This is a genomic window from Pseudomonas sp. SWI7, from assembly GCF_006351945.1.
In the GTDB taxonomy this organism is placed as follows: Bacteria; Pseudomonadota; Gammaproteobacteria; order Pseudomonadales; family Pseudomonadaceae; genus Aquipseudomonas; species Aquipseudomonas fulva.
The window spans coordinates 3,344,037-3,356,008 of record NZ_CP040930.1; the positions used below are offsets into that span (position 1 = coordinate 3,344,037).

At 63.7% G+C, this 11,972-nt stretch carries 10 protein-coding genes; 1 reads left to right on the plus strand and 9 read right to left on the minus strand.

Annotation, left to right across the window (positions count from 1 at the left end; all coding sequences use genetic code 11):
* Positions 1–1,209 carry an acyltransferase gene (locus tag FH041_RS15365; protein ID WP_027913986.1) on the plus strand — a complete coding sequence of 403 codons (1,209 nt, stop codon included), beginning with the start codon at positions 1–3 and terminating at the stop codon, positions 1,207–1,209.
* Here FH041_RS15365 and FH041_RS15370 read toward each other — a convergent pair.
* The 9 genes from FH041_RS15370 to putP form a co-directional block, all read right to left on the minus strand.
* On the minus strand, positions 1,186–1,824 hold the full coding sequence (locus FH041_RS15370) for a CatB-related O-acetyltransferase (RefSeq protein WP_028687915.1): 639 nt from the start codon (positions 1,822–1,824) through the stop codon (positions 1,186–1,188). The two genes, FH041_RS15365 and FH041_RS15370, sit on opposite strands and share 24 nt — an antisense overlap.
* Before the next feature lie 6 nt (positions 1,825–1,830).
* Positions 1,831–2,715: a glycosyltransferase gene (locus FH041_RS15375; RefSeq protein ID WP_110606950.1), complete on the minus strand. Its 885-nt coding sequence runs from the start codon at positions 2,713–2,715 to the stop codon at positions 1,831–1,833.
* A complete protein-coding gene (locus FH041_RS15380) occupies positions 2,712–3,857 on the minus strand; it encodes a glycosyltransferase (protein WP_111475562.1) in 1,146 nt (381 codons plus the stop codon). The genes FH041_RS15375 and FH041_RS15380 overlap by 4 nt, the downstream gene beginning before the upstream one ends.
* Positions 3,854–5,284, minus strand: coding sequence for a PIG-L deacetylase family protein (locus FH041_RS15385; protein WP_049696763.1), 1,431 nt, complete (start codon positions 5,282–5,284; stop codon positions 3,854–3,856). Before FH041_RS15385 ends, FH041_RS15380 begins: the two co-directional genes overlap by 4 nt.
* Positions 5,281–6,177, minus strand: a complete 897-nt coding sequence (locus FH041_RS15390; protein WP_027913990.1) for an antimicrobial resistance protein Mig-14 — start codon at positions 6,175–6,177, stop codon at positions 5,281–5,283. The genes FH041_RS15385 and FH041_RS15390 overlap by 4 nt, the downstream gene beginning before the upstream one ends.
* The gene (locus FH041_RS15395; protein ID WP_027913991.1) at positions 6,177–7,304 is read right to left on the minus strand and encodes a glycosyltransferase; all 1,128 of its coding nucleotides are present in this window, start codon (positions 7,302–7,304) and stop codon (positions 6,177–6,179) included. The genes FH041_RS15390 and FH041_RS15395 overlap by 1 nt, the downstream gene beginning before the upstream one ends.
* Positions 7,288–9,045, minus strand: a complete 1,758-nt coding sequence (locus tag FH041_RS15400) for a carbamoyltransferase (protein ID WP_027913992.1) — start codon at positions 9,043–9,045, stop codon at positions 7,288–7,290. The genes FH041_RS15395 and FH041_RS15400 overlap by 17 nt, the downstream gene beginning before the upstream one ends.
* Positions 9,046–9,400: 355 nt before the next feature.
* A complete protein-coding gene (locus FH041_RS15405; RefSeq protein ID WP_027913993.1) occupies positions 9,401–10,237 on the minus strand; it encodes a 23S rRNA (adenine(2030)-N(6))-methyltransferase RlmJ in 837 nt (278 codons plus the stop codon).
* Positions 10,238–10,407: 170 nt separating this feature from the next.
* A complete protein-coding gene (gene putP / locus FH041_RS15410; protein WP_027913994.1) occupies positions 10,408–11,886 on the minus strand; it encodes a sodium/proline symporter PutP in 1,479 nt (492 codons plus the stop codon).
* Between the last annotated feature and the right edge of the window lie 86 nt (positions 11,887–11,972).

Genomic DNA, 11,972 nt, shown 5'->3' on the forward strand with positions numbered 1-11,972 from the left:
ATGGGCTACCTCGCGCCGCTGCTCAGTTTCCTGGTGTTCGGCCTGGCCCTGTTGCTGGCAGGGCTGCTGCTGCGCAGCCCTTGGGTGGCGCGCCATCTGGAGCCGGTGGCGGGGCGCTGGGCCACCCTCGATGGCTTGAGGGGCTACCTGGCACTGGGGGTCTTCATCCACCATGCCGCCATTGCCTGGCATTACCAGCACACTGGCCAGATCAACATGCCACCGGAGCGCTTCTTTGCCCAGATCGGGCAAGCGAGCGTCGCCCTGTTCTTCATGATCACCGGGTTTCTGTTCTGGAGCAGGCTGGTTCGCCAGGGCCGCGCCTTCGATTGGCGGGCCTTTGCCATTTCCCGGGTCATGCGCCTGTACCCCCTGTATTTCGGCCTGCTGGCTGCGGTGCTTGTGACGGTGTTCTATCTGCAAGGCTGGGAGCTGCTGGATACGCCGACCGCGCTGGCACAACAGCTTTCAGCCTGGCTGCTGTTCCACCGTCCCGACATCAACCAGTTGGCCGGCACCGGCAACCTGATCTCGAACGTGACCTGGACCCTGAACTACGAAATCTACTTCTACCTGGCCTTGCCGTTGCTGGGCCTGATGTTCGTCTACCGCGGTACGCTCTTGAGGGCCATTGCCTGCGTGGTCGCCCTGTACCTGCTGGCAAAGCTCGTGGGCTGGGAACATGCGCTGAAGAAGAAATACCTGATGAGCTTTGCAGGCGGCATTGCGGCGGTGTACTGGGTACGCAGCCCGAGGCTGGTGCAATGGGCCAAGGGCAGGTACGGCACCTGGATGGCCATCGGCTTGCTGGTGCTGGTGATGACAGTGCTGCACAAGACCTTCGCGGTATTCCCGCTGCTGCTGCTGAGCCTCGTGTTCTGCATCATCGTCTCGGGCAACGACCTGCTGGGCGCCCTGGCCCTGCGCAGTGCCCGCTGGCTGGGTGAAATCAGTTACAGCCTCTACCTGCTCCATGGGCTGGTGCTGTGGTGGCTCGCCTATCGCCTCTACCCCTCTTACGGGTTCACCTACGACGACCACGGGGCATTCATGGCCGTGATCGCCATCGCCTGCACCGTCCTGGTGGTCTTGAGCAGCGCCACGTTCCTCATACTGGAAAAGCCGGGGATCGCCCTGGGCAAGCGCCTGGCTCAGCGCCGGCAGACCAAGCCTGACAACCTGAAGTCAGGTTCGACCCGCCAGGCCTGAGGCGCGCTGCTCGGCATAGGCGAGAAACGCCTGGATATCATCGCTGCACAGCTTGCCCACCACGTGGGCAATCTCGGCAGGTGGCCAGTCCCACCAGGCGCTGGCCAGCAGTTGCACGCGTACCGCTTCCGGGAATCGCCAGCGCACGACGCTGGCCGGGTTGCCGCCGACCACCGCGTAAGCGGGTACATCCCGCGTCACCACGGCCCCAGCGGCCACGATGGCGCCACTGCCAATGTTCACCCCCGACAGGATCGTGCAGTTGGAGCACAGCCACACGTCGTTGCCGATGGTCACATCCCCGCGGCTGAAGGCATAGCCCTCTATGACCGATGCCTCGGGCAGCATGGCCGGGAATGGGTAAGTGGTGACCCAGTCGGCCCGATGATGCCCGCCAAGGAAAATCTGCACGCCTTCGGCAATCGAGCAATAGGCGCCGATGCGCAGCGTCGTGCCCTCTTGCCAGTCATGCACCTCGGGCACGCCATAGCTGCCCACGCCGAAAGCGTACTGGGGGTAACGCGCGGCAAATCGCGCCTGCCCGCGCTCGATGGCCGGCAGCTTGCGAATCGCCCGCTTGGCCCGTTTTTCCCGGTAGCGCGATAGCCAGCCCATGGCCCTTCAGCCCTTTTCCAAGGGCGAGAAGAACAACCGCCCCAGCCCGCGCCAGGTCTTGCGCGTATAGGCGCGCAGTGGAATCTGCGCCAGCAGTTCGCGGGCCAGCTTGCGGTCACGGTTGGCCACCTTGAGGAACATCGAGTTCAGCGCCTTGAACTTGACCTGCTCGTAGGCCGGGTGATCCTTGAACTTGGCATAGGTACGCAGGATGTTGTCGATCATGAATCGGTGGTTCTTGTACGAGTTGCTGGCATGTTTGCGGTAGCGCGCCATGACCACGCTCAGGCCATCGATGAAGTACCCGGCATGGGTCACCTTCAGTTCGATCAGCAGGTCTTCCAGGCGGATATCCGGGTCGAAACCGCCCACCTTCTCCAGCGCCTCGCGGCGGATCAGCAGCGTGGGCGCAGGTGGGTAGGGTTTGCGTTCCAGGAACATGTCCTCGAAGTCCAGGCGCCTGAACGGAACCTCGCGGCGCTGCCGCGCTTCGGGGAACAGCTCACCCTGGGAATCGATGAGCTCGATGTTGCCAGCGCAGATACCCACTTCGGGCTTGTCGGCCATGTACTGGACCTGGATCGCGATGCGATCCGGCATCATGATGTCGTCGGACCCGAACGGCGCGATCAGCGTGCCCTTGGCCCGCGCAATGGCCTCGTTGAGCGTGTGGGTCAGGCCTTTGTTGCGCTGCACGCGAAAATCGAAGCCATGTTGCGCCTGCAGGCGCTCGATACGCTCGACGCTGTCATCGGTCGAGCCGTCGTCCACCACCAGCAGCTCGATGTGCGGGTAGGTCTGGTTCAATACGCTGAGAATGCTCTGCTCGATGTAAGGGCCATGGTTGTACGATGCAATGATCACCGTGACCAGGGTTGGGTCCGCACTCATTTCGGCTCCTTGGCAGCCAAGCCCGACTCGATCAGCGCCAGGTATTGCTCACGGAACACGTCGATGTCGTGGTGTTGATTGAGGTAGTGGTAGGCCTGCTCGCCCTTGGCATGCAACGCCGCGTCATCCAGCGCCAGGTAGCGGTCCAGGGCCGTGGTCAGGCTGACAACGTCCGCGGGCTTGACCACCTCGCCGCCCGCGCCGGTAATCAGCGGCAACATGGCCGGCACGTCGCTGGCGATGACCGGCAAGCGCCCGCTCATGCCTTCGAGCAGGGCAAGGCCAAGGCCTTCGGCTAGCGATGGCATGGCCCAGATGTCGAAGGCACGGACGTAGCGCAGGGCGTTGTCACGAAAGCCCAGCAGGTGCGCCCTGCCCGTCAGCCCCAGGCGATCGATCTCAGCCTGCAGGCGCGCCTGCTCACGACCAGCACCGATGATCGCCAGCTGCGCGGTGGGGTACTTGTCCTTCAGGGCGGCAAACGCCTGGATCAGGTAGGTATGGCCTTTGACCGGCACCAGGCGGCCCAGCGCCCCGACCATGCGAACGTTCTGGGCCAGGCCAAGTTGCGTACGGGCCTCGGCCTTGTCCAGCTGCAACGCCTGGGCCTGATCCGTGTCGATGGCGTTGGTGATGGCGTGGGTGTTGGCATCGGTGAAACCGCAGCTGCAATCCAGCAGGTACTGCTTGACTGCCGGCGACACGCCTACGAACTGCCAATGCCCGTCGATCAGGCGCTGGGTCTGACGACGGCGGTAGGCGCGGTCGTACTCGCCGAAGCCATGGGAAATGCCGATGCACAACGGGATCTTCAACCAGCGGTTGAGCTGCAACAGCATGTTCACAGGCTTGAAGCGGTTGCAGATCACCACGTCGAAGCGTTCGCGCCGGCAATACCGGTAGAGCTGCCACAAGGCCTTGAGACGCATGCCCTTGAGCGCACTGTCGCTGAAGTCGAAGTACACCGAATGGTCGGCGCGGCTGACCGGTTGGCCAGGCGCAGGCCGGCCCTTGAGAAAGGCCATGGTCGTTTCGAACCGATCCGCTGGCAGCGCCTTGAAGATCTGCTCGGCCAGGTCGGCGAAATCGTGCTGCTTGATGTTGTAGTCCGGTTGCAGTTGCAGGACTTTGAAACGCTTCATACGTTTTCCCGATGTACACCCTGGTGGCGGTCCGTCAGAACCCAGAACAGCTCGTGGCGACGCACGGCCTTGCGGAAAAATTCGTTCTCGCCGTAAGGCGAACTGCGCCGGCCTGCCAGCCAGCGCTGGATCACCCGTCGCACTCGGCGCTTGAAGGGCGGGCGGGGCTGAAGGTCGTGCATCATGCCCAGAGCCATGGCCTTGTCCAGTTGCAGAGGACGGTCCAGCACCAAGGTGCACGGCTGCCCGACCGACAACGCGTGGGTGACCGGCGGCAAGGCCACGCCTGCACCGCTGTCGCCCATGGGCCAGCGGTCGTTGTCGTGCAGGTGATTGGCATAGCCCAGCAGGATCTCGGGTTGCCACGGCAGGCCCTGCAACGCTTCCTGCAGGGCTTGCTGGGCAGCCACGTGGTCAGGGTGCGGATCGAGCACCGGGTGCGGCATCACGATCACTTCCGGACGCGCCTGTTGTATCAACGCGCGCACGTCGGCCAGCAGGTTGTGCCAAGTCGGGACGCCGTCGTCGCCGGGCAGAGGCAACGCGTTGAGGGTACGGAAGGGGCGCGTATCGGCCATGTCCGCTTCACGCGAGCCGAAGGGGGTCGTCGGTGCCTGCCTCATGGCCGGCAATTGCAGGCAGAAATAGCCCAACTGCACGCAGCGCTCTTGCGCAACGCCTGCCCAGCGAGGCACCGCGATACTGTCCCAGGCCCGCAAGCGCCCCTTGAGCCGCGCAGCCTCGACAGATGACAGGCCCATGGCCTGGTAGTGCTCGGCCTCGATTTCGCCAGCGGTCAGGGTCACGATCCAGGCTTCGTCTGCCTGGCTGTACAGGCCGTAGGCGGCAAGTTCGGCATCATCGGCATGGGGCGCGATGACCATCACCCGCTTACGACGCAGGTCTGGCTGCTGGAACATCCACAGGCGCGGCTGGCCCACCAGCCGGCAGAAGCGCCCGCGCAAGGTGATCTGGCCCTGACGCAGCGCCGTGTCGAGCCCAGTCAGGTTGAGGTAGCGCTTGCCGCGAACACCGCGCTCGAACACCTGCAGGTCTTCGCCACCTGCGCCTTCGATGGACACGCCGGGGTCAAGAAACCTGCCCAGCAGGGCGCAACGCAGCTCAACCTGCAGCACCCACGTGGCGCCTTCTGCGACGGGCAATGCAGGTAGCTGCAAGCGGCCGTCCTTCAAGCTTACGCCCGCCACTTCATCGGCCTCATCGAAGGCGTAGGTGTAGTCGTCGGCCGGGGTGTAGAACAGGTGATCGGCCAGCCACGCCTCGTGGGCCACCCACAGCAGCGGCAGCAGCAACAACGGCAGCCACCAGGTGACCAAACCCAGCGCAATCAACGCCGCCAGGGCCACCAGGAGCGCGAGGCGCTTGTTGCGCCGGTGGCGCTTTAGCAACTGCTGCTTGCGGCTCACGCCTGGTACACCGGCACGGGGTGGCACCAGCGGTCCTTGTACTCGCGGTCGGCACGGCCGAACGAGAACCGCAATGGCTTGTTGCGCGCGCGGGCGTCTTCCCAGGCGGCCTGGGTGTTGAGGAAACTCAACACGCTGCCGGGGCTGAACGCCTTGGTCTCGGGGTCGACGCCGCCATTGACGTATTCGACGCTGATCCACTCAGGCGCCTCGACGCGGTACACCAGCTGGATGGCGATAGGCTTGTTTTCGAGCAGCAGGACCGAGCCGATCAGCAGGTCCCGCAGCCGCGCGATCACGTCGCCCATGCGCTCGGCGCCGGTGGCTGCGAACCCCCAGCGACGCTGGAAAAGGTCGCAATACATGGCGGCGATGGTAGCGGCATCGAAGTCGCTGATCGGCCGCACCACGCCACCGGCTTCTTCCAGTAACCGCAGCTCACGGCGCTGGTTGTAACGGAATTTCTTCGACAGGTCTTCGGGCGCACGGGCCATCGCCAGCTGTTCTTTCTGCGCCTTGAGACCAACAAAGCGGCCCTGGTTCAGCTCGGACAGGTAGCGTGCGCCATGGCGCAGCGGCGCAGCGGCGTCGGCCGCCGCCGGCAGGATGATTTCGGCATTGCCCAGGTCAAACAACGCCTTCTTGCCGCTGCGCTTGAGCACGTCCTTGGACAGCGCCAGGTGGCGCCCCCAGGTGGGAATGGCCGCCTTGAGCTCCCCGCCCTGGTGCCAGGCCAGGTAACGCACGGGGATCTGCGCCAGGTCCGCCAACTGCGAGACCACCAGGGGATGAGTGGCGACACTGCCGCCGAAACGCGCCCAGGCCTGGGCATAGGTTTGCGCGTCAATGACTTGCCAGCCACGCTCGCGCAGGGCTTTTACATGATTGAACATCAGGCCCCCACCAACGCGCGAACCTGGGGCAGTTGCCAGAAGGTATCGCGCACCGCCTGGTCCGAGAAACGCTCGCGCAGGCGTTCGAGCATATGCTCGGCGCACGCCTGGCGTTGCGAGTCGTCCAGCGCAGCCATGCGTTCGAGGCCTTGCGCCAGCTGGCTGGCCTCGCCCAGTGGGAACAGCATGCCTACACCCTCGACCACTTCCCGCGCGCCGCCACAGGCCGTGGCCAGCACCGGGACGCCAGCGACCATGGCTTCGAGCAGGACCATGCCGAAAGGCTCATGGTCGGAACTCAAGGCGAACACGTCGAAGGCCTGGAAATAGCGACGCGCATCGGGCACCTGCCCCAGGAAGTCGACCTGATCGGCAACGCCCAGCTCGCGGGCCAGGGCCTTCAGTTTGGGTTCCAGGCGGCCCTTGCCCAGGATGGCCAGGCGCGCACCACCCGGCAAGGCCGGCAATGCCTGGGCAAAGCCGCGCAGCAAGGTGGCCTGGTCCTTGTCCGGGTGCAACCGACCGACATTGCCCACCACCCAGGCCTGCGCATCCAGCCCCAAGGCTTCGCGTGCCTCGGCACGCGGTACCAGGGCAGCTTGCAGGGCCGCGATGTCGATGCGGTTGTACAGCGTCTGGATGCGCTCGGCGGGCCACTGCGCCAGGCAGCGGCGCATGTCGTCGCGAACTGCGTCGGATACACCCAGCAGGCTCAAGCGCTTGCTGAACAGGTTGGCGAACAGGCGCCGGCCTTTGCGCTCATAGTCGCCAAAGGCATGGTGCACGCCTATCACCGGTAACCGGGTACCGAGCAAGGCGACGTAGATCGGCTTGAAGCGGTGAGCTATGCAGAACGCGAAGTTGCGCTGGGCCGCGACCTTGCGCAACGCCCGAATCGCGCCAAGCTTCAGGCCACGGACCGCCTTGGAGCTGAACTCCAGAAACAGCACTTCATCCGACGCACAGCCGGCCGCCACCTGCGGGTCGGCTGCGCCGGTCAGGAACACGGTCGTAACCTTGTAGCCGCTGCCCTCGAACAGGCTGGCGTATTGACGGGCACAATCCAGGAAAGGCCCGTCATAGCCATGGCAGAACTGCAGGATGCGCGGTTCAGAGCGGCTGTTCATAGGCGGCAGCGCCGTCCTTGACGACAAGGATGTCTTCCATGATCAGGTACTGCAGATCCGAGCCGAAGAACATGTTCAGGGCATCGGTCGGCGAGCAGATCATCGGTTCGCCCCGGCGATTGAGCGAGGTATTCAGCGAGACGCCATTGCCGGTCAGGTCTTCGAGCGCCTTCATCATGTCGTAGTAGCGCGGGTTGTATTCGCGCTTGAGCACTTGGGCACGGGAGGTGCCGTCCTCATGGACCACTTCTGGCACGCGGGTTTTCCATTCTTCAGCCACTTCGAAGGTGAAGGTCATGAATGGCGCCGGATGGTCGACCTTGATCATTTGCGGGGCGACCGTATCGAGCATGGACGGGCAGAAGGGTCTCCAGCGCTCACGGAACTTGATCTGCTCGTTGATGCGGTTGGCAACGCCCGGCACGCTCGGGCAGCCAATGATCGAGCGACCACCCAGGGCACGCGGGCCGAACTCCATGCGGCCCTGGAACCAGGCCACCGGGTTGCCATCGACCATGATCTTGGCGATGCGCTGCGGCATGTCGTCGAGCTTGCGCCATTTCGGGGCGTTGGGATGACGAGCACAGGCCGCGATCACATCTTCGTTGGAGTAGGACGGGCCAAGGTAGACGTGCTCCATCTTCTCGACCGGCACGCCGCGGGCGTGGGACACGTAGGCTGCCGCGCCCACTGCCGTACCGGCGTCACCGGAGGCCGGCTGCACGAACAGCTCCTTCACATCGGAACGGGCAATGATCTTCTGGTTGAGTTTCACGTTCAGCGCACAACCGCCGGCGAACGCCAGCTTGCCGGTTTCGCGCAGGGTATCGCCCAGGTAGTGGTCGATCATCTGCAGGGCGATCTTCTCGAACAGCGCCTGCATGCTGGCTGCGTAATGGATGTACGGCTCGTCGGCGATGTCGCCTTCGCGCTTGGGCCCCAGCCACTCGATCAGCTTGGGCGAGAAGTAGAAGCCCTTGCCTTTTTCCTTGTAGCGACGCAAGCCGATGACGTTGGCGTAATCGGTGTTGATCACCAACTCGCCGTTTTCGAAACTGGCCAGGCGCGAGAAGTCATATTTGCTGGCATCGCCGTACGGCGCCATGCCCATGACCTTGAACTCACCGTCGAGCATTTCGAAACCGAGGAATTCGGTAATAGCGCCGTACAGGCCACCCAGGGAATCCGGATCGAAGAACTCCTTGATCTTGTGGATCTTGCCGTTCTCGCCGTAGCCGAAGAAGGTGGTGGCGTACTCGCCTTTGCCGTCGATGCCCAGGATCGCGGTCTTTTCCTTGAAGCCCGAGCAGTGGTAGGCGCTGGAGGCATGAGCCAAGTGATGTTCCACGGGCTCGATCTTGACCTTTTTCGGGTCGAAACCCAGCTGCTCCAGACACCAGACGATCTTCTTGCGGTAGCGCTTGTAGCGGCGGTTGCCCATCAGGATCGCGTCGAGGGCGCGGTCCGGTGCGTACCAGTAGCGCTTGGCGTAGTGCCAGCGCGCCTTGCCGAACAGGCTGATGGGCGCGAACGGGATGGCAATGACATCGACGTCGGCGGGCTTGATGCCGGCTTGTTCCAGGCAGAACTTCGCCGATTCGTAGGGCATGCGGTTTTTCGCATGCTTGTCGCGCACGAAACGCTCTTCTTCGGCGGCGGCAATCAGCTTGCCGTCGATGTACAGGGCCGCGGAAGGGTCATGGCTGAGGGCGCCGGACAGGCCAAGAATCGTCAATGCCAAGGGATAGGCCTCTTCATTCGGTAGAGATGCGCCAGCGGCCCGGTGGGCGGGTGGCGGCTAAAAGGCGGGATTATAACGCAAAGCGCAGCGTACGCATGCCTCTGCAAAGGCTACGCCTTCGGCCACGGCACAAACTCCACAAGCACGGCAACCGCGCAACTTGTCCATCACGCGGTCACTGTGGGAGCGCCCTAGCGCCGCGATGGGCCGCAAAGCGGCCCCTGCACTACGCGCTGCGAAGCTGAAACCCTGCGGCCACTTTGCGGCCCATCGCTGACTAGGCCGCTCCACGCTCTGTGGGGCTACTCACTCAGGCGTCACGCGGCCTGTGTGGAGCAGCCTCGCCGGGGCGGCCTTATTCGGCGATCAGCCAGTCCATGCGATAGCTGCCTTCGGTCTGCGCCAACTCCCGGGCGAGCCAGGGCAGCAGCTCTTTGAGTTCATCTTCCAGCCCCCAAGGCGGGTTGGCGATGGCAAGCCCAGATCCATTGAGGCCTTGCGGGCTGTCCTGGTGATGCACATACAGCTCGACGCGCAGCAGCTTGGGCGCCCCAGTGCTGGTAAGGTCCTGGTAGAAACGGGTCAGCGACCGCTGGTCCTTGATGGGGTACCAGATGGCCGCCACCGTCTGGCGCATCCGACCAATGGCTTCCTTCATCGCGGCTGTGCAACGCTTGAGTTCATCGGCCTGCTCGAACGGCGGATCGATGAGCATGACCGCGCGTTTTTCCTGCACGGGCAACAAGGCGCGCGGCACGTGCCAGCCCTCGCCCAGGTGCACGAACACGCGCGGATCCTTCTTCATGTTTTCCTTGAGCAGCGGCCCGTCCTCCGGGTGCTTCTCGTTGAGCAAGGCGCGGTCCTGCTGACGCATCAGGCGACGCGCCAATTCAGGTGAACCCGGGTAGTAGCGCAGCTCGCCGTCTGCGTTCAGACGCTTGATGACGCGCAGGTAATCGGCGGTCATGGCCGGCAGGTCGTCACGGTTCCACAGCCGCGCGACCCCCTCGAGGTACTCACCGGTCCGGCTCGCCTGGTCACCCTTGAGGTCGTACAGCCCCAGCCCGGCATGGGTGTCGAGGTAGGCGAACGGTTGCTCCTTGCGCGACATCAGGGCGATGAGGCGGGTCAGCACGATATGTTTGAGAACGTCGGCATGGTTGCCGGCATGGAAGGCGTGACGATAGTTCATGGCAACTCCTGCGCAGAGCGCAAGTTTACCCTGCCTGGCAAACGACGTCAGGCCTGACGGTCGTCAGAAAACAACGAACCCGCTACCGCAGTGCAGCACGAACCTTTGAAGGCCGTGCGGACACTGCAGGAGCGGGCCCGTCTTTCAGCTAGCAGCGCGCCTTGGCGCTGTCACTTGTCAGCGTGATACGCCGCATCAGCCGTCTCGAAGCGGCTCACCATCGCCTGCGAAGGACGGCCCAGCTTGCTCACCAGGACGATGGCGATGCTGGCGAACAGGAAGCCAGGGATGATTTCGTACAGCCCCATGGTGTCGAAGCTTTTCCACAGGATCACGGTCAGTGCACCCACCACGATACCGGCCAGCGCGCCATTGCGCGTCATGCCCTTCCACAGCACCGAGATCAGCACGACAGGGCCGAACGCAGCACCGAAGCCCGCCCAGGCGTAGGCCACCAGGCCCAGCACGCGGTTTTCAGGGTTGGCAGCCATGGCGATGGCGATCAGGGCCACGGCCAGTACCATCAGACGACCGACCCACACCAATTCTCGCTGGGAGGCATTCTTGCGCAGGAAGGCCTTGTAGAAGTCTTCGGTCAGCGCACTCGAGCACACCAGCAGCTGGCAGCTCAGGGTACTCATCACCGCCGCCAGGATGGCCGACAGCAGGACACCGGCGACCCACGGGTTGAACAGGATCTTCGCCAGCTCGATGAACACGCGCTCGTGGTTTTCGTTCACCGGCCCGGCCACCTCAGGGTGGGCCGAGAAATAGGCGATGCCGAAGAACCCAACGGCGCAGGTACCGGCCAGGCACAGGATCATCCAGGTCATGGAAATACGGCGCGCCTTGGCGATGGACTTCACCGAATCGGCCGCCATGAAGCGCGCCAGGATATGTGGCTGACCGAAGTAGCCCAGCCCCCAGCCCATCAGCGAAATGATCCCGATGAAGCTGGCGCCCTTGAGCATGTCGAAGTGGGCCGGGTTGACGGCCTCGATCGCGGCGAAGGTCTGGTCTAAGCCGCCGGTGGAGATCAGCACGATCACCGGGGTCAGGATCAGCGCGAAGATCATCAGCGACGCCTGGACCGTGTCGGTCCAGCTCACGGCCAGGAAGCCTCCGACGAAGGTGTAGATGATGGTGGCGGCTGCCCCTGCCCACAGCGCTGTCTCATAAGACATGCCGAAGGTGCTCTCGAACAGGCGAGCACCGGCCACGATGCCAGAGGCGCAATAAATGGTGAAGAACACCAGGATGACGATGGCCGAGATGATCCGCAGCAGGCCGCTCTTGTCCTCGAAACGGCTGGAGAAGTAGTCCGGCAGGGTGAGCGCATCGCCGTTGTGCTCGGTCTGCACGCGCAGGCGCCCGGCGACGAACAGCCAGTTCAGGTAGGCGCCGACGGTAAGGCCGATGGCAATCCAGACTTCTGACAGCCCCGCGAAGTAGATGGCGCCGGGCAGGCCCATCAGCAGCCAGCCACTCATGTCGGATGCACCGGCCGACAATGCGGTGACCACGCTGCCGAGGCTGCGGCCGCCGAGAATATAGTCGGAAAGGTTCTTGGTGGCGCGGTAGGCAGCGAAGCCGATCAGCACCATTGCTGCGATGTAGACCACGAATGTGATCGTTAAGGGATTACCCATGTGTTGGCCCTGGCGTTTGTTGTTATCTCATGCGCACCCACATCGTTGGTGGTTGCACCCAGGCGGCAGATGCTATTCAACAACGT

Coding starts and splice junctions, on each gene's coding strand:
- FH041_RS15395 (WP_027913991.1), bottom strand. CDS start 7,304: ATGAACAGCCGCTCTGAACCGCGCATCCTGCAGTTCTGCCATGGCTAT.
- FH041_RS15380 (WP_111475562.1), bottom strand. CDS start 3,857: ATGAAGCGTTTCAAAGTCCTGCAACTGCAACCGGACTACAACATCAAG.
- putP (WP_027913994.1), bottom strand. CDS start 11,886: ATGGGTAATCCCTTAACGATCACATTCGTGGTCTACATCGCAGCAATG.
- FH041_RS15375 (WP_110606950.1), bottom strand. CDS start 2,715: ATGAGTGCGGACCCAACCCTGGTCACGGTGATCATTGCATCGTACAAC.
- FH041_RS15390 (WP_027913990.1), bottom strand. CDS start 6,177: ATGTTCAATCATGTAAAAGCCCTGCGCGAGCGTGGCTGGCAAGTCATT.
- FH041_RS15370 (WP_028687915.1), bottom strand. CDS start 1,824: ATGGGCTGGCTATCGCGCTACCGGGAAAAACGGGCCAAGCGGGCGATT.
- FH041_RS15365 (WP_027913986.1), top strand. CDS start 1: ATGGGCTACCTCGCGCCGCTGCTCAGTTTCCTGGTGTTCGGCCTGGCC.
- FH041_RS15405 (WP_027913993.1), bottom strand. CDS start 10,237: ATGAACTATCGTCACGCCTTCCATGCCGGCAACCATGCCGACGTTCTC.